A 20341-nucleotide genomic window follows, 5' to 3' on the forward strand; every position below is an offset into this window, starting at 1 on the left:
CTGGCAAGCCAGCTCCCACAGGGTTTTGAGCTGTTCGCAGAGTGTGCTGGCAACCCAAAAAACTGTAGGAGTGAGCCCAATGATCAAGTCTGTGAAATCAGACTCTGCCGACAATCCAGCACCAGTTTCGCCCCGCCCACATCACTGCTGCCCACCGCCAGATTGAAGCCATGCAAGCTGACAATCGCCGCCACAATCGACAGCCCCAGACCAAACCCGCCTTGCGGTTGCCCAGCCTCGGCGCGATAGAAACGCTGGAACACCGCTTCACGTTCGGCCTGCGGAATACCTGGCCCGGAGTCGTGCACTTCGATTCGCGTGTGCCCGGCATCATTCACCCCGCGCAATATGACCGTGCCACCGGGGGGCGTGAATTTTATCGAATTGCTCAGCAGGTTCGCCAAAGCCTCGAACAGCAATGCCCGATCGCCATTGAGCGGTGGCAAGGTCTCCGGCATGTTCAGTTCAAAGCGCAGTTCGCCTTCCTCGGCCAGTGGCAGATAAAACGCGTGCAGTTCTTCCAGCAATGACACCGGATCAAGCTCGACAAAACCGGAACGGCGCTGACGATCCTCCAGTTCGGAAATCCGCAACAACCCACGAAACCGCGCCATCAGGGTGTCCGCTTCGGCCAACACCAGATCCAGTTGCGCCGCTTCTTGCGAGCCTTCGCCCGCCTGCTGTTGCATGCGATACAGCTGCGCGCGCAAGCGGGTCAGCGGCGTGCGCAAATCATGGGCGATGTTGTCGCAAACGCCTTTGACTTCGTTCATCAAACGCTCGATGCGCTCAAGCATGGCGTTGACGATGGCGGCGAGCATGTCCAGTTCATCGCGGCGATTGGACAGTGGCAAACGGTGGGTCAAGTCCCCGGCCACGATGGACTGCGCACTCGCCTGAATCGCCCGGATGCGCCGCAATGGCCGCCGTCGCAGCAAATGCCAACCGGCAATCCCCGGCAGAATCGTCAGCGACACCCCCCAGAACAACGCATGCAAAATGATCTTCGTCACCGCGAACAGCGAACCGTTGTCACGCAGCAACACCAGCCAGCGGCCATCGCGGGTCTGGGTCGCGACGGCGTCGCAGCTGTCGCTGGGCAAGGTCGGATCATCGGAGTCGGCGCATTCGGCGAGCATGTGAATCTTGCCATCGAGCGGCAGGCCTTCGGGGATCTGCTGCAAGGCGCCACCGAGGTAGACGCCTTGGGCATCGAACAGGCCGTAGGCATCGATGCCACGAATATCGAAGGTCATGCTGGCGGCGAGGGCGTCTTCCAGTTGCTCTCCGCGAAAGTGCGAAAACAGATGCTGACGCTGCATCAGCGAATGTTTGGCGAGGTTGTCGAGGTAGCCGGAAACCTCGTAATACATGACCCCCATGAGGATCGCGCTCCAGGCCACGAACAGCGAGCTGTACAGCGCCAGCAAGCGGCTGCTGGAAGAACGCCAGCCGTCAGACGGGTTCGGCAATGACATAACCGGAGCCTCGTACCGTGCGGATCAGCGGCACATTGCCCGCCGCGTCAATCTTTTTGCGCAAACGGCCGATGTGCACGTCGATCAGGTTGGTGCCGGGGTCGAAGTGATAGCCCCAGACCTCTTCGAAAATCATCATCCGCGAGAGGATCTGGCCGCTGTTGCGCATCAGGAATTCAAGCAACTTGTACTCGGTCGGCAGCAGTGTCAGCACTTGTTCGGCGCGGCGTGCCTCGTGGCTGATCAGGTCCAGTTGCAAATCGGCGACCTGCAAAGTGGTGGCCTGGGTGGCGCCGCTGTTCTGCCGGCGCAGCAAGACTTCGACTCGAGCCGCCATCTCGTCGGTGGCGAACGGTTTGGTCAGGTAGTCATCGCCACCGGCGCGCAAGCCGCGCACGCGCTCGTCGACATCGGAGAGGGCGCTGATCATCAGAATCGGCGTAGCGACGCCCATCGTGCGCAGGGTGGTGACGATGGCCAGGCCGTCGAGCTCCGGCAGCATACGATCGAGAGTGATCAAGTCGTAGTTGCCGCTCACGGCACGGTCGAGGCCCTCGCGGCCATTGTCGACCCAATCCACATCGAGGCCGTGGCTGCTCAATTCGGCGACGATTTCCCGGGCAGTCACGGCATCGTCTTCGATGGTCAAAATACGTGTCATAGGGCTCGCCTTGATCGGTTCAAACGGAATGGCAGCATTTTGCCAAGAATTTTCCGTGGCGCTTTAAATTAACTTTCATGTTGTAGCTGCCATTGGGCGGGGTCGAGGATTAATTTTCCGGAACATTGATATCATCTGGCCATAACCTCAACAGGGAGTGGTTCCGTGCGCATGTTCAATCGCTTTGGCTGGATGCCTTTTATCGGTTTGTTGCTGGCCTTGCTCAGCGCTTCGGCAGTCGCCGCCAATACCCCGTGCTCGGGCAAGAAAGGTGGAATTGATCGCTGCGACGGCGACCTGTTTCTGTGCAACGACGGCTCTATCAGTGGCTCGAAGAAAAGCTGTGCGGCGATGTACGGCAGCCAGGGCCAGAGCCGACCGCAAACGCTGCTGCAAAGCGACGATGGATGCGCCTGTGGCACGGGTTCGTTTTGCACCGGGCCACGGGGCGGGGTGTACTGTCTTACCCCCAGCGGCAACAAGAGTTACAAGCGTAAGTGATCGTCTTTTGGCCAATGCATAAAACCCGCTGAATTCAGCCACTTGTTGCAATTTGCAACGTCCTAAGAAGTTCAGATTTTCTAACGTGTTGAAATAAAAGGATTTATTAAATTCGCGCAACTGGCACGGTCGCTGCAATTCCTCACTCGACGAGTTGTAACACCATTTTTCATGCCTGGAGCACTACAACAATGAATAGATCCTCTGATGGTTTTTATGCTGCCTACGAAGGAGAGTCGAGCAACGTTTCAGGGGTGTCCTGGGGCGCGATTTTCGCAGGTGCTGCGGCGGCCGCTGCACTGTCGATGATTCTGGTGCTGCTGGGCTTCGGGTTGGGTTTCTCTGCCGTTTCACCTTGGGCCGGGGAGGGCATCAGCGCCAAGGGCCTGGGCATTTCAACGATTGTCTGGCTGGCGGCGACGCAAATCATCGCCTCCGGGCTGGGTGGCTACATCGCCGGCCGCCTGCGGGTGAAGTGGGCGAACATGCACGGTGACGAAGTGTATTTCCGCGACACCGCTCATGGCTTCCTTGCCTGGTGTGTGGCGACCTTGGTGACGGCCGTGCTGGTCGTCGGTTCGGTCAGCAGTGTCATCAGCGGCGGCGTGCAGGCCGGTGCCAGTGTTGCCGGTGGTGCAGCGAGCGCCGTGACCCAGGCGGCCGGCACGGCTGCAGCCAATACCGATAGCAACCAGTACGGTTACTACATCGACAACCTGTTCCGCGATGACCGTCCAGCGTCCGTCAGTGATGACGCTGCACACGGTGCAGTGGCCCGGATCTTCACCCAGAGCCTGGCCGATGGTCAGCTCAGCGCCGAAGACCGCACTTACCTCGCACAACTGGTTGCACAGCGGACCAACCTGAGTCAGGCCGACGCCGAACGTCGTGTCGATGAAGTGTATGCCCGCACTCAGAAAGCCATTGCCGACGCCAAGCTGAAAGCTCAGCAAGCCGCCGATACCGCCGCGAAAGTCGCTGCCATGACCTCGCTGTGGATGTTCGTTGCGCTGTTGGCCGGTGCGTTCTTCGCAAGCTTTGCAGCCATCTTCGGCGGTCGTCGTCGGGATGCGGTCGAGTACGTTGAAGTCGACACCTACACCACTACCTCCACACTGCCTCCAGTTCGTTAAATAGGGAGAATCACCATGCGCTCACTACTGCTGTTTTTCCTCGGTATTCCGATCCCGATCATCATCCTGATTGCGCTGTTCGTACACTAATTGCTCTATTGAGGCTCATGCCTCGGCCGCTTCTACCTTCGGGTAGAAGCGGCTTTTTGCTTTCTGGGGGTTCAACAGCGAGAATCTGCGCCCCAAGCGGATGGGCCGCTTCAGGTTCTGTTTAAGGATGAATGCGTTGGACAAGAAGGAAATCAAACGGCAGTTGGTGGAAATGCTCGAGGCCGGGCGCTCCAGGACCGAAACCTTCAAGGCGCTGTCAGGCGGCAAGGTCAAGGATCGGGTGTTGGCCGCCTGGATCGCTGGCCGTCCGGATCCGGTCCTCATCGAGCGCCATTCACTGAAGATCAAAATCCTCGTTGGACTGATGTGCGTTCAGGCAGCGCTCACTGCATTGGCGGCGTTGACGCTTGGCTATTCGTTCAGCATTGGCGTGGTCTTGAGCATCATGCTGATCGCTGGCGGCATCCCGCTTTTGTTTGCGTGGGGGTTCTACAAAAACTCCGCAGCGGCTTATACCGCCTACGTCCTGCTGACACTCAGCCAGATGTCGCGCCTGTTCAAGGGTTACGCTGAGGATCCGGTATCAACGGCGATAGCGGTGGGCATCACTCTGGCACTGGTGTTCTACGTTGCCTGGCTGAAGACAAAACTGTTTCCCGACCTTGGGTTCATTGGTGCAAAGAAGATCAAAGGCCAATTCGTCTTCTCCAACTGATCGTTGAACAATCCGACTGCTTTCACTGGCCTGGATCAATATTTCAGCTGGCGATATCGCCTAACGTAAATGATCCAGGCCTTTGCTAAAACATGAACTACATTGTTCTCGCGCGCACCTCGTTGCGCTGACGGAGTACCTCGCGAGCCCGCCCGAGTCAAGAATCAAACGGGACGCAAGGTGTAGTGCAGCAAGGAGCTGACACAACCTCAACCGAACCTTTTCACGGATGAACATCGCAATGCACTGCCTAGAAAGAACCTTCGATATCCAGCCCTTGGCGCAGGCGGATATGACCGTGCACATCAACGGTCAACCGGTCACTGCCGCCATCGGCGAAACCGTCCTCAGCGTTATCCAGTCCCTCGGCGTGCGCCAGATTGCACGCAACGATCATGATCAGATCAGCGGCGCGTACTGCGGCATGGGCGTGTGCCAGTGCTGCCTGGTGAAAATCAATGGCCGGCATAAACGCCGTGCCTGCCAGACTGTCGTGCGTGATGGCATGCAGATCGAAACCCAGGTCAACCGCATCGCCGGGCAGGAGGTCGTATGAGCCTGCAACCGGTGATCGTCGGCGGTGGTCCGGCAGGGATGGCGGCGGCCATCGAACTGGCGCGCCATGGCGTGCGCTGCACCTTGCTGGAAGAGGCCTCGCGCCTCGGTGGTGTGGTCTATCGCGGGCCGCTGCGTGACGGCGTGCAGCTGGATTATCTCGGGCCACGTTACTCCGAAGCGCTGGGCAAACTGCACGGTGATTTCCTGGAGCAATCGGGGTTGATCGACGTGCGCCTCAATCACCGTGTGGTCGGCGCCGAAGGCACCCGCGCGCTGGTAGTGCTGGACGCTGACGAGCAGCTTCACGAGATCGAGTATCCACAGTTGTTGCTGTCGGCCGGTTGCCATGAGCGCAGCGTGCCGTTTCCCGGCTGGACCCTGCCAGGGGTGATTCTGCTCGGTGGCCTGCAACTGCAAATCAAAAGTGGCGTGGTCAAACCGCGAGGCCCGGTGATTATCGCGGGGACCGGCCCACTGCTGCCGTTGGTGGCCACGCAGCTGCATGCGTCGGGCGTCAAAGTCGCGGGCGTGTATGAGGCCTGCGCGTTCGGCAAGATCGCCCGCGAAAGCCTGGCGTTGCTGAACAAGCCGCAATTGTTCCTCGACGGCTTGAGCATGCTCGCCTACCTGAAACTGCACGGCATCGCGATGAACTACGGCTGGGGCGTGGTCGAAGCCCACGGCGAAGGCGAACTGAAAAGCGTCAGTGTCGCGCCGTACTCGCAGAGCTGGACGCCGGACATGTCCCGTGTCGAGCGCTTCGAGGCGCAGACCCTGGCGGTCGGTTACGGCTTTATTCCGCGCACCCAACTCAGTCAGCAAATGGGCCTGGATCATGGCTTCAGCGACGACGGTTATCTGCGCGCCCATTCAAATGTCTGGCAGCAGAGCAACCAGCCTCACATCCATCTGGCCGGCGACATGGGCGGGATTCGCGGTGGTGAAGCGGCGATGCTGGCCGGCAAGATCGCGGCGACATCTATCCTGCTGCAACGCGGTGTGCTCGACGCGGATCTGGCGCAGGTTCGCCGCGACCGCTATCTGGGCAAACTCAAATCCATCGTGCGTTTTCGCGCGGCGGTGGATCGTTACACCGAACGTGGTGTTGGCCAGACCGCATTGCCGAACGCCGACACAGTGATTTGCCGCTGCGAACACGCGACCCGCGCCGACATCGATCTGGCGCTGGAGCAGGGCGTGCAAGACATTGCCAGTCTGAAAATGCGCACCCGCGTGAGCATGGGCGACTGCCAGGGGCGGATGTGCGTAGGCTACTGCAGCGACCGCTTGCGTCAGGCCACCGGACGTCAGGATGTCGGCTGGCTGCGCCCGCGCTTCCCGATCGATCCGATTCCTTTTTCCGCATTCCAGTCTGTCGGCACGGAGGCCGCTTCCCATGAGTAAGTTCTACGACGTGGTCATCGCCGGCGGCGGTGTAATCGGGGCGTCCTGCGCCTATCAATTGTCCAAACGCAAAAACCTCAAGGTGGCCTTGATCGACGCCAAGCGTCCGGGCAACGCGACCCGCGCGTCAGCCGGTGGTTTGTGGGCGATCGGCGAGTCGGTGGGCCTGGGGTGCGGGGTGATTTTCTTCCGCATGATGTCGGCCAACCGCAAGCGCGAAACCCAGGGCGCGGCGGTGGCAGTGGACGCCAGTACGCCGCACATCCTGCCAGAGTCGTTCTTTGATTTCGCCTTGCAGTCCAACGCGCTGTACCCGGCGCTGCACCGTGAACTGAAAGACAATCACGGCATGGATTTCAAGTTCGAAAAGACCGGGCTCAAATTCGTGATTTATGACGATGAAGACCGCCTCTACGCCGAACATATCGTCGGCTGCATTCCGCATTTGGCCGATCAGGTGCGCTGGCTCGATCAAGCCGCACTGCGCGAAGCCGAGCCCAGCGTCAGTCATGAAGCACGCGGGGCGCTGGAGTTTCTCTGCGACCATCAGGTCAGCCCGTTCCGCCTCGCCGACGCCTACATGGAGGGCGCGCGGCAGAATGGCGTCGATATCTTCGTCAACACCAACGTCACCGGCGTGTTGCACCACGGCACGCGGGTCACCGGCGTACAAACGGCCGAGGAGGGCGTGTTCCACTGCAAGACGCTGATCAATGCCGGCGGTGCCTGGGCGGCGGACCTGAGCGAATGGGCGACCGGCATCCGCATTCCGGTGAAACCGGTGAAAGGGCAGATTCTGCTGACCGAGCGCATGCCGAAAATCCTCAACGGCTGCCTGACCACCAGCGACTGCTACGTGGCGCAAAAGGACAACGGCGAGATCCTCATCGGCAGCACCACCGAAGACAAAGGCTTTGACGTCACCACCACCTACCCGGAAATCGCCGGGCTGGTGCAGGGGGCGGTGCGCTGCTTGCCGGAGCTTGCGCACGTCAACCTCAAACGCACCTGGGCGGGACTGCGCCCAGGTTCGCCGGATGAGTTGCCGATTCTTGGGCGAATGCGTGGAGTGGAGGGATATCTGAATGCGTGCGGGCACTTCCGTACCGGGATTCTGACCTCGGCCATTACCGGTGTGCTGCTGGATAAAATGGTCAACGACGAGCCGCTGCCATTGGACATCACGCCGTTTCTGGCGGATCGCTTCGAGACTGCGCCGGTCAAGCAGACGCTCGAGTTAGAACCTGCCTGACCTGAGCCCGCCACCATCCCCTGTGGGAGCGAGCCTGCTCGCGAATGCAATCTGTCAGTTGTCGAAGTGTTGACTGACACAGCGCTTTCGCGAGCAGGCTCGCTCCCACATTGGAATTTGCGTAAGGCTCAGGGCTGGCGCGATTCTTCTTCAAGCTGATCCGACTCAAACAAACGCGCCAGTTCCGCCCGGGCTTCCTGGGCGGTTTGCAGGACTTTGGCTGCGTCGTCGTACACCGCGTGTTGCGCCTCAAGCACCTGTTCGTCGTGGTGCTTGAAGCGTTTGATCCGCGCATCGGCCTGGGCCTGGGTCAGCCCGAGGCCAACCAGCGTGCGCCGGCTCATTTCCAGACTTGAGTAGTACGTCTCACGAATCGCCTCGGCGCCAACATCCACCAAGCGGTGAACGTGCTGACGGTTACGGGCCCGGGCGATGATCTTCATGTGCGGGTAGAGCTTGCGCACCACCTCGGCGGTCTTGATATTCGTCTCCGGATCATCCGTGGCGATCACAAAATATTCCGCCTCACCGACCTTGGCCGCGTGCAGAATTTCCGGGCGCATCGGGTCGCCATAGAACACCGGCACACCACCGAAACTGCGCGACAGTTCGATGGTTTCCACCGAGGTGTCGAGGGCGACAAACTTGATGTTCTGCGCCCGCAGAATCCGCGCAACGATCTGCCCCATCCGGCCCATGCCGGCGATCACCACGCGCGGCGTGTCCGTGTCGATTTCGCGGAATTTCTCGGGTACTTCCACCGGTTGCACTTTTGGGCTGACCAGCCTTGCGCAAAGCAACAGCAACAACGGCGTCACGGCCATCGACAGGGTGATAGTCAGCACCAGCAGGTCATACAGACGCGGCTCGAACAGACCCTGATCGCGCCCGATCTTGAATACCACAAACGCGAACTCCCCCCCCGCCGCGAGCACGATGCCGAGTCGAATCGCACTGACCTTGTTCAAGCCACCGGCCAGGCGTCCCACCACAAACAGCAACGGCAGCTTCAAGCCGATCAACAACAGCGTCAGCCCCAGCACGGTAATCGGCGCGCTGAGCAACAGACTCAGATTGGCACCCATGCCGACGCTGATGAAAAACAGCCCCAGCAGCAGGCCTTTGAACGGTTCGATCTGCGCCTCCAGTTCATGGCGATATTCAGAATCGGCCAGCAGCAAACCGGCAAGAAATGCCCCCAGTGCCATCGACACACCGACCAGATCCATCAGCCACGCGGTGCCGATCACCACCAGTAGCGCGGTCGCAGTCGACACTTCCGGCAGACCGGTTTTCGCCACCACGCGAAACACCGGCCGCAACAGATAGCGTCCGCCGATCACCACCACAGCAATACCACCGAGCACCTGCAAACTATGCCGTACATCGTCGGCAGTGCTGGTGTGATGATCGACACCGGCGAGCATTGGCACCAGCGCGATCAACGGGATCGCGGCGATGTCCTGAAACAGCAGAATGGCAAACGCCAGGCGCCCGTGGGGGCTGGTCAGCTCCTTGCGCTCGGCAAGGCTTTGCAGGCCGAACGCGGTGGACGACAGCGCCAGACCGAGGCCCAGCACAATCGCGCTGTTCAGCGGCTGACCGAACACGGCCAACGCCAGCACGCCAATCACCGTCGCGGTCAGCAGCACCTGCGCCAGACCCACACCGAACACCGATTTGCGCATCACCCACAAGCGTCGCGGCGACAGCTCAAGGCCAATGATGAACAGCAGCAACACCACGCCCAGCTCCGAGATGTGCGCCACGCTCTGCGGATTGCCGATCAGGCCCAGCACCGACGGGCCGATGATCACCCCGGCAAACAGATAACCAAGCACCGCACCCAATTGCAGACGTTTGGCCAAGGGCACGGTGAGCACCGCCGCGAGCAGAAAAACAACGGCGGCTTGCAACAAATTGCCTTCATGGGGCATGGGTTTACTCCTGACAACGGCGCGGCGGGGGGGCGACAAGGATAAAGGCTGAAACCTCGTCAAACCAAATCCCCCTGATTCGGATGATCAACACAATCTCCCCGTAGGAGCGATTGAGATCTGTAACATATTGCATCAATTGGTTACATTTATAACCCAAGCGAATCAATCCCCGAGTCCCGCCATGGCCATCAACTTCGACCTTAACGACCTGCAAGCCTTTCGCGCCGTGGTCGAGCAGGGCAGTTTCCGCAAAGCCGCCGACACCGTGCGACTTTCGCAACCGGCCTTGAGTCGACGCATCGAGAAGCTTGAAGACGCCCTTGGCGTGAAACTGTTCGAGCGCACCACGCGCAAAGTCAGCCTGACCCAGGCCGGGCGCGGTTTCATGCCGAGTGTCGAACGTTTGCTGGACGATCTGGACGTTGCACTGCTGGGCATCAGCGAAGTCGCCTCGACCCGACTGGGCCACGTCACCGTCGCTTGCGTGCCCTCTGCCGCGTACTACTTCATGCCGCGTGTGGTTGCGCGCTATCACCAGCAGTTCCCGCGCATCAAGGTCAAAGTCCTCGATTCCAGCGCCCACGACGTATTGAGCGCCGTGGTTAATGGCGAGGCCGATTTCGGTTTGAGTTTTATGGGCACGCAGGATGCCAAAGTCGACTTCGAGCCGCTTGTGCAGGAGTGCTATGTCGTGGCGTGTCGTCGCGATCATCCGTTGGCCGGGCGCAACAGCGTGACGTGGGACGAGTTCTACCAGCAGGATTACATCTCGCTGGACAAGACTTCCGGCAACCGCTTTTTACTCGATCAGGCCTTGAGCAGCGTGGTGCCGCAGCGTCAGAGCATCTGCGAAACCCGGCATGTGACGACGATGATCGGCCTGGTGGAGGCAGGGTTGGGTGTAGCGGCGGTGCCGCTGATGGCGATGCCGGGGCCGGATCATCCGATCCTGACGCGGATACCGCTGACGGATCCGCAAGTGATGCGCAGCGTTGGCATTATCAAGCGCCGGGATCGCACGCTGACCCCGGCGGCACTTGAACTGGAGCGGCTGGTGGTGGAAATGAAAGTCCAGCCGCCGATTATCAACGCTTGACCGAATCCAGCCCGGTCGCCTGCACGTCAGCCTTTGCGGCCGGCGCAGCGAGGTAGGCGAGTAACGCTTTGGCCTCGGCGGGATGTTGCGCGTTGACCGGAATACCCGCAGCGAAGCGCGTCACCGATTGCACCGACTCTGGAATCTTCGCCACAAAACTCACCCCTGGCACCGGCAGCAATTCGCTGACCTGCTGGAAGCCCAGTTGATAATCACCCGTGGCAACCACCGAGCCCACGGGGATTTTCGCGATCATCTTCGCCTTCGGTTTCAACTGATCTTCGATGCCGAGTTTCTTGAACAACTGCTGCTCGATGTACACGCCGCTGGCGCTGTCGGAGTACGCCACCGATTGCGCGTCAAGCAGGGTTTTCTTCAGGCTTTCGACGTTGCTGATGTCCGGTTTCGGCGCGCCAGCGCGTACCACCAGGCCGATCCGCGAGTCCGCCAGTTCTACCCGCGACGCCGGGTCGACCTTGCCTTGCTTGATCAATTCGTCGAGGGCGTAGCCGACCATGATCACCACGTCGGCATGCTCGCCACGCGCGAGCCGATTGGGAATTGCCTCTGGCGCCTTGCCCATCGACGGGCCGAACTGGGTGTCGAGGGTGTTGCCAGTGGTCGCGGCGAATTTCGGGCCGAGGATTTTATAGGCCGCCGTGAAGCCGCCCGAGGTCATCACGTTTACTTGTTCGGCGTGCGCCAGGGCGCTGAAAGCGAGCAGGGCGAGGGCGCCCAGATTCAACAGTTTTTTCATGGTCGTGGTTCCTTATGCAGTAGCCGGTTGCAGACGGCCGCCTGCGCGGCGATAGAGGTAAAGCGTCGCGAGCAATGCGCACAGCGCGCCGATGCTCATCCAGTAGCCCGGCGCGGCTTTGTCGCCGGTGTACTGAATCAGGAAGGTCGACATCGCCGGCGTGAAACCGCCGAAAATCGCTGTGGCCAGGCTATAGGCGAGGGAGAAACCGGCGACGCGTACTTCCACCGGCATGATCTCGGTGAGCGCCGGAATCATCGCGCCGTTGTACAAACCGTAAATAAACGACAGCCACAACAGCGACAGCAGCATGTGGCTGAAACTCGGTGCCTGCACCAGGTACGACAGTGCCGGATAGGTCGTGGCCAAGGCCAGCAGCGACATCGCGATCAGCACCGGACGACGACCGATGCGGTCGGACAACATGCCGCCGATCGGCAGCCAGAAGAAGTTCGACACACCCACCAACAGTGTCACCAGCAATGCGTCGGAAGTGCTCAGGTGCAGCACGGTTTTGCCGAAGGTCGGCGCGTACACGGTGATCAGGTAAAACGCGGTGGTGGTCAGGGCGACCATCAGCATCCCGCCGAGCACCACGCCCCAGTTCTGACCGAGGGTACGGAACACTTCGCCCATGGTTGGACGGTGCTTGCGTGCGGCGAACTCTTCGGTTTCCGCCAGATTACGGCGCAGGAAAAAGATGAACGGGACGATCATGCAGCCGATGAAAAACGGAATCCGCCAGCCCCAATCGGCAACCACTTCCGGCGCCATCCACGCGTTCAGCGCGTAACCCAAGGCAGCCGCGACGATGATCGCCACTTGCTGACTGGCCGACTGCCAAGCGGTGAAAAAACCTTTGCGGCCCGGTGTGGCGATCTCGGAGAGATAAACCGACACGCCACCCAGTTCCGCACCGGCCGAGAAACCCTGCAACAGTCGCCCGATCAATACCAGCGCCGGGGCGAACAGGCCGATGGTTTCGTAACCGGGCACCAATACAATCAATATTGTGCCGCTGGCCATGATCGACAGGGTGACAATTAACCCTTTGCGCCGACCGACATCATCGATGTAGGCACCAAGCACAATGGCTCCCAGCGGACGCATCAGGAAGCCTGCGCCGAACACTGCAAAGGTCATCATCAGGGAGGCGAATTCACTGCTCGCCGGAAAGAACACCGCCGCGATCTGCGTGGCGTAGAAGCCGAACAGAAAGAAGTCGAACTGTTCGAGGAAGTTACCCGAGGTCACTCGGAAAATGGCACCGGCCCGCGAGCCGCCGTGTGGGATTGAGGCTGTCATAGAAAAGAACTCCACCGCTTTTATGACGTGCGCTACGGGGAGGCGGCGCACGGTTTTTATTGAGGCGGATGGTGGCGCAGATGTAACAATCTGTTAATTGCATTGTTGGCATGGATTGATGCCGAAAGTGAATCAATGGGCTGGCATTGCGATCATCAGTGGGAGCGAGCCTACTCGCGAAGGCGTGCGTTCAGGCGCTGGAGATGTTGCCTGTGCCGGCCTCATCGCTGGCAAGCCAGCTCCCACAGGTTTTGTTGTGTGCACAACTGTTGAATGCATTACCCATCCTTTTTGGGGCTGGCGGTCCAGCCCTCAGGTCTTTGCAACGTGTACAAATAGTGAGTTCACCTTCGATCCCTGTGGGAGCTGGCTTGCCAGCGATGGCGGTGGGTCAGGCGACGCTGACTTCGTCACGAGCAGGCTCGCTAACGCTGTCATCCGCCAAGGCTTGTGCGGTCAGCAGCGGCGGTAGCGGGCAATCGAGCAAATCCGCCACCGCGCGAAACACCTCTGCCTCTGCCACAGTGACGACGCCGTCGTGCATCACGCAACGGGTCATGGCGTTGAGCAGGGCGGGCCGCTCCTCTGGCATGAGGTGGCGCAGGCGCTTGATCGCCGCTTCCAGCCCTGTCAGGTCCTCCAGCTCGACGCGCATTTCCTGTGGCCGTTCGAACGTCAGGCCTTGCCAGGCAAATTGCAGTGCCTGCGATGCTGCCGGCATGTTCTGCTGCCCGGCGCGGGCGAGTGCGGTGAGCAACGCCATGAGTTCTTCGGCGCACTGGAACAAACCGAACTTGAACTGCGCAGGTGCGGCGCCCTCGACATTGCGCTCGACAATCCGTAACAGCGTCCACTCCAGCAGCTCGGTTTCGTTGTCGGCTTCGATCAACAGATTCAGGTTGTGCTTGACCTTGGCGAATGGTTTTTTGCCCAGTTGTTGCAGGCTAGGAATGGCCAGGTCCAGCAATGGCAGACGCAGGCCAGGATTGAGCGACGACAAAGGTTCACGCAGCAGATTCAGGGTGCTGAACATGTTGTCGTCGATTGCCTCGCGCAGTATCTCCAGTTGCACGCCCAGCAAGGAAACCGAGCGCGACAGCAGCAGTCCGTAAACGATGGCCTGCGCGCCCTCGACAGTGCGGGCCGCCGCTTTGAGCGATTGCGGAATGTCTTCCAGCATGCGCCGCGCTTCGATCAGATGTTCGGCTTGCGGCGCGCCGATGGCGGCAACGGAAGCCTGAATCGAGTTCATGTCGTAAAGCACCTCCATGGCCGCAGCAGGCACGCCGCCGAACGCATCGGGTACTGGCAGAACGACAGTGGGCTGGAGCTCGGTCAGCGGTGCTGCGATCTTGCTGAAACTGCCATCCCATTGCGCATCGACCCGGCGGATTCGCTCATTCAGATCCGGATGCGATGCCAACGAGCCAGAGCTTGTGGCGCCCGGTCCGAAATACAGGTGGCTGTATTCCTCGGCCCGGGGGGATTTGATGGCCGAGCCGAGTTCATAACCGCCAATTTTCTTCAACGCACCGGCGATGCCTTGCGGATTGCGGGTGTATTGCACCGCGGTGGCATCGGCCAGAAACTCACGCTCCCGACTGATTGCAGCTTTGATCCGATTGCCAAATATCGTCCCCGTGATACCGACAATCAACAGTGCAAAACCGATCAACATCGGGATAGCCACGAACTTGTTGCGACTCGCTGGCGTTTTACCGACGTGCTCCGTGCCCTGGAGGATATAGGAGCCGGTCAACCCCAGTACCATGATCCCGTGGACGATGGCGACCAGCCGCGTATTGAGGCGCATGTCGCCATTGTAGATGTGGCTGAACTCATGGGCGATCACCCCTTGCAACTCTTCGCGGGTCAGCAGATTGATCGCGCCCTGGGTGACGCCGATGACCGCATTCTGTGGCGTGAGTCCCGCAGCGAAAGCGTTTATGCCCAGATCGGGCAGCAAGTACACCGAAGGCACCGCGGTGCCGGAGGCGATGGCCATTTCTTCCACCACGTTAAGCAAACGCTGCTCTTCAAGCGTTTGCGCGCTGTGGTTGATCAGCCGGCCGTCGAGACGCCGCGCAACCACTTTGCCGCCCTCGGATAACTCCCAGTGTTTCGACAGGCTGCCCATCAACACAATGCTGATGATCACCGCCGACACGGTGCCGACCAGTTGCCGATTCAGCTCCAGATCCATAATGACGTTTCCGTCACCATCCTCGACCGGAATGACCATGAGCAGGCAAGACATCGCGATCAGGCTGAGTACCGCGAGCATCATCAAAAAAATCAGCAGCAGGGTGCGTCGCTTGGCTTGACGCTGTTGTTCAAAAAAATTCATTTCGCCATCCGTTGGCCAGGGGTCAGAACGAAACCTTTGGAGCTTCCTGAATGGCCGCGCTGTCGGCAAACGTCAGCGGCGATGCATCGGCACCGTGGCCGAACAGCGGGGCGAACAAGGCGGCGGGGAAACTTTGCTTGAGCGTGTTGTAGGTCATCACCGCATCGTTGTAGGCCTGGCGGGAGAAACTGACTTTGTTTTCGGTGCTGCTCAGCTCTTCGCTCAGTTGCTGCATGTTTTGTGAGGCTTTGAGATCCGGGTAGGCTTCGACCGTGACATTCAACCGGCCCATGGCACCGCTCAATGCGCTGTCGGCCTGACCCAGTTGCGCCATATTCTGCGCATTACCCGGATGCGCTTGAGCCGCCTGCAAACCGGCTACCGCACTGTTACGCGCAGCAATCACCGCTTCAAGCGTTTCGCGCTCATGGGCCATATAACCCTTGGCAGTGGCCACCAGATTGGGGATCAGGTCGTAGCGGCGCTTGAGTTGTACTTCCAGTTGCGCGAAGGCGTTTTTGATCTGGTTGCGTCGGGCGACGAGATCGTTGAAGAGTTTGATGGCATAGAGGGCGAGGAGCCCGGCAACGACCAGAATGATAATGAGGGTGCTGTTCACGGTGATGTCCTTGTTCACGCGGCAGAAAGGGGCGCGGCATGTTAGCGCAAACGCCTGCTCGCGACAGCCGTGTTTTCGGGCATGGCAATGTATTGGAAGTGCCGTCCCCATCGCTGGCAAGCCAGCTCCCACACAGATCTGTAGGGAGCTCAAGTTTTGTAACTGGCTTGCCAGCGACGACGGCCTGTCTAACGAAAGAAATCCCCCTGCTAATCCAAACAAAAAACAAGGAATGATTTCGCCGCCGCGCAGTCGGAGTACAGGTAGCACATATCTCTGGAGGTTCACCGATGAACAGCAAAACCCTATTCGCCAGCCTGGCCCTGGTCGCCGGCATTGCCGGGATCAGCCCGATTGTTCAAGCGGCGCAAACCTCGAACGATCCCTCCGTCCAGTCCCCCGTCAGTGATCGCGAACTAAAGATCAACGACCGCGCGCCAGACGTTTATCAACGCAGCGACAAAGCCTTGAAGAACTGGAAAGCGAAAGGTTTGAAAGCACCGGTTGAGCAAGCGCAGTGGGTGCAGATCAAAGATCAGTACGTGATGGTGATGATCACCAACGGGACGATTGTCGAGATGCAGCCGGTAGAGCGTTAAGCCGCTTCAGATGATCAGCCACGGATGGCTGATTTTGCAGTTCTGCGCTTACAGCAACTGTCCCTTGTCCCAAAGATGCACCAGATCCCCCGGCGCCTGATCCTCCGGCACTTTCAGCACCATTTCCCCGGACGGGTAGCGCACTTCTATCTGATAGAAACGCTGATCGCCGCGTCCGGTTTCGATGCTATCGAGCGGCAGACAGCCCTCCAATACCGAGCAGATTCGGGTGCGTTCGCTGATGTCGCATTGAGCGAATTCGATTTCACGGGGGCGGCTCAGGCTATGAATGGCCGCCACGCCACCCTGACGTGATACCCGCACCACGGAATCGTCACCCAACTCGGGCAGAATTTTCATACAACCTCCACGACCAATTCGATACCGACCTGAGCCCAGGCCTCACGCACCGCAGTCACCTCTCTGGCACCGAAGCGTTTGCCAGCGTTTTCGACCGTCAACCCGGCGAATGCCTCAAACGTTGCGTCCTGACTCAAGCGTTTGTCGCACAGCGTGTCGTACCAGATCCGCCCGGCTTTCTCCCAGGCGAAACCGCCCAAGGTTCGAGCCGCCAGATAGAACGCCCGGTTGGGAATCCCTGAGTTGATATGCACGCCACCATTGTCTTCGGTGGTAATGACGAACTTGCGCATGTGATCCGGTTGCGGATCCTTGCCCAACAGCGGATCGTCATAAGCCGTGCCGGGATGCGACATCGAGCGCAGTCCCTTTCCGTGGATTTGTGGCATCAGCAGATCAGCGCCTATCAGCCAGTCAGCCTGCTCCGCCGTGTGGCTGAGTACATATTGCTTGGTCAAAATCCCAAACACATCTGACAGTGACTCATTCAAAGCACCTGATTGATTCGCGTAAATCAGTCCCGCCTCGCTTTCTGTGACGCCATGCGCCAGCTCGTGGGCAATGACGTCCAGGGAGCGGGTGAAGCGCTGGAAAATTTCGCCATCACCATCACCGAATACCATCTGAGCGCCGTTCCAGAAGGCATTTTCGTAACCCTGGCCGTAGTGAACGCTGCCGATCAGGGCGAAACCCTTGTTGTCGATCGAGTCCCGGCCCAGCACCTTCCAGAAGAAATCATAGCTGGCGCCCAACGCATCATAAGCTTCGTCGACCGCCGGGTCCCCGGTCGCCTGTTGGCCTTCCAGCCGCACCGCCATCCCCGGTAGCAACATTTTGTTTTGTGCATCATGGATGCTGCGCTGTGCGATGCCGGGTTTGTTCGATGGCGGCAGGATTGCCTGGGCCAACGGACGCGAAGGCGGGCCGGGATTGGGCAACAGGCTGCGTACGTGATTGAGGGTGCGCATCGCCGCTGTCCGTTGCGGCTCCGAACCGTGGGCGATGATGCGATTGAGGATGTACGGCGGAATGAAACTGCGCAGCAAACGTGAGTCGGTCATCAGAGCTTCCTTGGCTAAATACGATGTCGATACACATGTGAGCCGCGCGGCGTGTTTCGGTTCCGTGCATTGCCATCGGCAACGAATTCTGCGAAAAACGCCGTCCGTGCCCCGACCGGGCCATCCCGACTGAGTGAAACAGCCATGACGAACGAACTGCAAATCATCGACCTGCAACCGGGCGAGGGCAAAGCTGCCGTCAAAGGTGCGCTGATCACCACCCAATACACCGGCTGGCTGGAAGACGGCACCGAGTTCGACTCTTCCTACAGCCGTGGCAAACCTTTTCAGTGTGTGATCGGCACCGGCCGCGTGATCAAGGGCTGGGATCAGGGCCTGATGGGCATGCAGGTGGGCGGTAAACGCAAACTGCTGGTGCCGGCGCATCTGGGGTACGGAGAACGAACCATGGGCAAAATTCCGCCGAATTCGAATCTGGTGTTCGAGATTGAGCTGTTGGAGGTTTTGACGCGGGAGGATTGAGATTATGGGCGCCGATTTGGATGAAGTTCGTTACTTCATCCAAATCCCATCAGGGTTGATCAGGTGAATACGTCTATATCGTCGAGCGTGTCTTCAATGATCCCTTGCAGCGAAGGATGCGTTCGCTTGACTGATTCGAGTGCAGCAAAAATTGTTTCAGTATCCAGTTCGCCATGCCTGCGAGCGATGTGTCCGAGCGCCGTAGCCGCCGAGGCCACAATGGATTCAGTTTGGTTTGTCAGGTATCTCAGGCAGATGCCCTGAGCCCAGTTTCTGTCGGTTTCATTCAAGCCAATGGAAACGAGCGCAGCGACCACGTTTGCATCGGTGCCGCTGGCAAGAAGCTTTATGGCCTCGTCGTGGTCTATCGATGGATCTTGGCAGATGAGGCTCATAGGCAAAGTTAACCCCTGACACCAATGAAAAGATCGAGTCCCGATGGCAACTGCTCGTTAACCGCCATGCCGATTTTTTGAGCTTGCTCGGGTGTCAGCAACCATTCACCGTCGGGACTTCCATCAAGTCCTTTCCAACCCATTGCAGCCAAGACTGCAGGCTCAAACTCCGGCCCGACTGTAAACTCGTATTTTAAGGAGTCGTCTTCCTCGTCACCTTTTAAAAAAACGCTAATCCATAAAAACATTGGTAGCCTGCTGTCTGCCTCACCCATTGAAGTGGTTGGTCTCACGGGGAAGTTCTCTCGTGAGAGCGCGCGCATCAGATTGGCCAGCGTGCGCATATTGGCAGCATCCTGCGGCGTGTCTTCCAGAGCATCTCAGACACTTGAGAAGCGTTGGAAGCCGGAGTGATGTTCCTTCATGGTTTAAGCCTTCCTGGGGTTTGGCTTTCGGATAATCGAGTGCAGAAAGAACGCTATCGCGAGCAGGCTCACTCCTACAGTTGATTGCGGTGGCTCATGGCAATTGAGTACGCCGCAGATCCACTGTGGGAGCGAGCCTGCTCGCGAAGGCGGCTTCAACATCAACTCAGGAAATGGTTTTGACACCCCGCCCAAAGCGCTCGCGATACACGGACGGCGGCACGCCGACCACCCCGCGAAACGCCACCCGAAAACTCTCCACCGACCGATAACCGCAGCGCTCGGCAATCTGCTCGGTGTGTTGGTCAGTGCTCTCCAGCAACTCCCGCGCCCGCGCCAACCGCTCATGCTGCAACCACGCCTTGGGCGATTGCCCGCTGGCCTCGGTGAAGCGCCGCAGGAATGTTCGCTCGCTCATCGCCGCTTCACTCGCCAGGTCGCGCACCTCCAACGGCTCGTGCAAGCGCTCGCGCGCCCACTGCATCACGCGTGACAGATCGTTACGCGGCGTCTGGCTGACAGGGGTCGGAATGAATTGCGCCTGACCGCCGGTACGCTGCGGCGACATCACCAGCCGCCGCGCCACCGAGTTGGCGACCTGCGTGCCAAAGTCGCGCGCCACCAGATGCAGGCAGGCGTCGATGCCGGCCGCGCTGCCTGCCGAAGTGATCAACTGGCCGGAGTCGACGTAGAGCACATCCGGATCGACTGCAATGGCTGGAAAGCGCTGCGCCAGTTCCGCTGTGTAACGCCAATGAGTGGTGGCGCCATAGCCGTCGAGAAGGCCGGTGGCTGCCAGCACAAACACACCTGAGCAAATCGACAGCAATCTCGCACCGTGGGCATGGGCTCGGCACAGTGCGTCGATTAACGGTGGAGGCACCGCAGCATTCCGGTCGCGCCAGCCGGGGATGATGATGGTGCGGGCCTCGGTCAGCAGCTCTAATCCTCCGTCAGCCAGCACCTGAATCCCGCCCATGGCGCGCATCGGGCCTTGATCGACCGCCGCAATTGCATGCTCGTACCACGCAAAGTCGAACTCCGGCCGGGCGAGCCCGAAGATCTCCACGGCAATGCCGAACTCGAATGTGCAGAGGCCGTCGTAGGCCAGAATCGCGACCAAACCTGGTGAAGTAGGCATTTGGCGGAAAATTCCCGGTGGGTGTCTTGTGCGCCACTTTAGCGATAAGCGTTGGCTGGA

General features: G+C 59.5%; 21 protein-coding genes. 9 read left to right on the forward strand and 12 right to left on the reverse strand.

All coding sequences use genetic code 11. The annotated features are described in order from the left end of the window. Window positions 1-83: 83 nt before the first annotated feature. Both H8B20_RS25805 and H8B20_RS25810 read right to left on the reverse strand, forming a co-directional pair. Entirely contained in the window at window positions 84-1478 is a 1395-nt protein-coding gene (locus tag H8B20_RS25805) for a sensor histidine kinase (RefSeq protein ID WP_210624980.1), read from the reverse strand. After that, window positions 1456-2139, reverse strand: coding sequence for a response regulator transcription factor (locus H8B20_RS25810; protein WP_042559723.1), 684 nt, complete (start codon window positions 2137-2139; stop codon window positions 1456-1458). Before H8B20_RS25810 ends, H8B20_RS25805 begins: the two co-directional genes overlap by 23 nt. Window positions 2140-2310: 171 nt before the next feature. On the opposite strand from H8B20_RS25810, the gene H8B20_RS25815 reads away from it, so the two are divergent. The 6 genes from H8B20_RS25815 (at window position 2311) to hcnC (ending at window position 7753) form a co-directional block, all read left to right on the forward strand. After that, a complete protein-coding gene (locus H8B20_RS25815) occupies window positions 2311-2640 on the forward strand; it encodes a YdcA family protein (RefSeq protein ID WP_210625115.1) in 330 nt (109 codons plus the stop codon). A 191-nt stretch (window positions 2641-2831) separates the two neighbouring features. Next, the gene (locus H8B20_RS25820) at window positions 2832-3773 is read left to right on the forward strand and encodes a hypothetical protein (protein ID WP_047300589.1); all 942 of its coding nucleotides are present in this window, start codon (window positions 2832-2834) and stop codon (window positions 3771-3773) included. Window positions 3774-3999: 226 nt separating this feature from the next. Next, complete coding sequence (locus tag H8B20_RS25825; protein WP_042562121.1) at window positions 4000-4539, forward strand: hypothetical protein; 540 nt, start codon at window positions 4000-4002, stop codon at window positions 4537-4539. A 241-nt stretch (window positions 4540-4780) separates the two neighbouring features. After that, window positions 4781-5095, forward strand: coding sequence for a (2Fe-2S)-binding protein (locus H8B20_RS25830; protein WP_042562120.1), 315 nt, complete (start codon window positions 4781-4783; stop codon window positions 5093-5095). Further along, window positions 5092-6501 carry a cyanide-forming glycine dehydrogenase subunit HcnB gene (hcnB, locus tag H8B20_RS25835; RefSeq protein ID WP_042559720.1) on the forward strand — a complete coding sequence of 470 codons (1410 nt, stop codon included), beginning with the start codon at window positions 5092-5094 and terminating at the stop codon, window positions 6499-6501. The genes H8B20_RS25830 and hcnB overlap by 4 nt, the downstream gene beginning before the upstream one ends. Further along, window positions 6494-7753, forward strand: coding sequence for a cyanide-forming glycine dehydrogenase subunit HcnC (hcnC, locus tag H8B20_RS25840; RefSeq protein ID WP_047300592.1), 1260 nt, complete (start codon window positions 6494-6496; stop codon window positions 7751-7753). The genes hcnB and hcnC overlap by 8 nt, the downstream gene beginning before the upstream one ends. 128 nt (window positions 7754-7881) lie before the next feature. On the opposite strand, the gene H8B20_RS25845 is transcribed toward hcnC, so the two are convergent. Continuing rightward, the gene (locus H8B20_RS25845) at window positions 7882-9690 is read right to left on the reverse strand and encodes a monovalent cation:proton antiporter-2 (CPA2) family protein (protein WP_210624981.1); all 1809 of its coding nucleotides are present in this window, start codon (window positions 9688-9690) and stop codon (window positions 7882-7884) included. A gap of 184 nt (window positions 9691-9874) precedes the next feature. On the opposite strand from H8B20_RS25845, the gene H8B20_RS25850 reads away from it, so the two are divergent. After that, a complete protein-coding gene (locus tag H8B20_RS25850) occupies window positions 9875-10789 on the forward strand; it encodes a LysR family transcriptional regulator (protein ID WP_042559717.1) in 915 nt (304 codons plus the stop codon). Here H8B20_RS25850 and H8B20_RS25855 read toward each other — a convergent pair. The 4 genes from H8B20_RS25855 to H8B20_RS25870 form a co-directional block, all read right to left on the reverse strand. Continuing rightward, complete coding sequence (locus H8B20_RS25855) at window positions 10779-11546, reverse strand: substrate-binding domain-containing protein (protein ID WP_210624982.1); 768 nt, start codon at window positions 11544-11546, stop codon at window positions 10779-10781. The genes H8B20_RS25850 and H8B20_RS25855 overlap by 11 nt on opposite strands. Window positions 11547-11558: 12 nt before the next feature. After that, window positions 11559-12851 (reverse strand): MFS transporter, encoded by a 1293-nt coding sequence (gene tcuC, locus H8B20_RS25860; RefSeq protein ID WP_210624983.1) that lies wholly within the window; start codon window positions 12849-12851, stop codon window positions 11559-11561. Window positions 12852-13242: 391 nt separating this feature from the next. Beyond that, window positions 13243-15198 (reverse strand): M48 family metallopeptidase, encoded by a 1956-nt coding sequence (locus H8B20_RS25865; RefSeq protein ID WP_210624984.1) that lies wholly within the window; start codon window positions 15196-15198, stop codon window positions 13243-13245. Window positions 15199-15220: 22 nt separating this feature from the next. After that, window positions 15221-15817 (reverse strand): LemA family protein, encoded by a 597-nt coding sequence (locus H8B20_RS25870; protein ID WP_210624985.1) that lies wholly within the window; start codon window positions 15815-15817, stop codon window positions 15221-15223. A gap of 290 nt (window positions 15818-16107) precedes the next feature. On the opposite strand from H8B20_RS25870, the gene H8B20_RS25875 reads away from it, so the two are divergent. After that, window positions 16108-16416: an RcnB family protein gene (locus H8B20_RS25875; protein ID WP_042559713.1), complete on the forward strand. Its 309-nt coding sequence runs from the start codon at window positions 16108-16110 to the stop codon at window positions 16414-16416. A 48-nt stretch (window positions 16417-16464) separates the two neighbouring features. On the opposite strand, the gene H8B20_RS25880 is transcribed toward H8B20_RS25875, so the two are convergent. Beyond that, the gene (locus H8B20_RS25880; protein WP_210624986.1) at window positions 16465-16776 is read right to left on the reverse strand and encodes a protealysin inhibitor emfourin; all 312 of its coding nucleotides are present in this window, start codon (window positions 16774-16776) and stop codon (window positions 16465-16467) included. Beyond that, window positions 16773-17837, reverse strand: a complete 1065-nt coding sequence (locus H8B20_RS25885) for a M4 family metallopeptidase (protein ID WP_210624987.1) — start codon at window positions 17835-17837, stop codon at window positions 16773-16775. The genes H8B20_RS25880 and H8B20_RS25885 overlap by 4 nt, the downstream gene beginning before the upstream one ends. Window positions 17838-17981: 144 nt before the next feature. On the opposite strand from H8B20_RS25885, the gene H8B20_RS25890 reads away from it, so the two are divergent. Continuing rightward, window positions 17982-18320, forward strand: coding sequence for an FKBP-type peptidyl-prolyl cis-trans isomerase (locus H8B20_RS25890; protein ID WP_210624988.1), 339 nt, complete (start codon window positions 17982-17984; stop codon window positions 18318-18320). Window positions 18321-18379: 59 nt separating this feature from the next. Here the strand turns inward: H8B20_RS25890 and H8B20_RS25895 are convergent, their stop codons facing one another. From H8B20_RS25895 to ftrA, 3 genes are all read right to left on the reverse strand, one after another. After that, complete coding sequence (locus H8B20_RS25895; protein WP_210624989.1) at window positions 18380-18715, reverse strand: hypothetical protein; 336 nt, start codon at window positions 18713-18715, stop codon at window positions 18380-18382. A gap of 8 nt (window positions 18716-18723) precedes the next feature. After that, on the reverse strand, window positions 18724-19059 hold the full coding sequence (locus H8B20_RS25900; protein WP_342345725.1) for a pyocin S6 family toxin immunity protein: 336 nt from the start codon (window positions 19057-19059) through the stop codon (window positions 18724-18726). Window positions 19060-19306: 247 nt separating this feature from the next. After that, window positions 19307-20281: a transcriptional regulator FtrA gene (gene ftrA / locus H8B20_RS25905; RefSeq protein ID WP_210624990.1), complete on the reverse strand. Its 975-nt coding sequence runs from the start codon at window positions 20279-20281 to the stop codon at window positions 19307-19309. Window positions 20282-20341 lie beyond the last annotated feature (60 nt).

The organism is Pseudomonas sp. P42 (assembly GCF_017973755.1).
Classification (GTDB): Bacteria; Pseudomonadota; Gammaproteobacteria; order Pseudomonadales; family Pseudomonadaceae; genus Aquipseudomonas; species Aquipseudomonas iridis.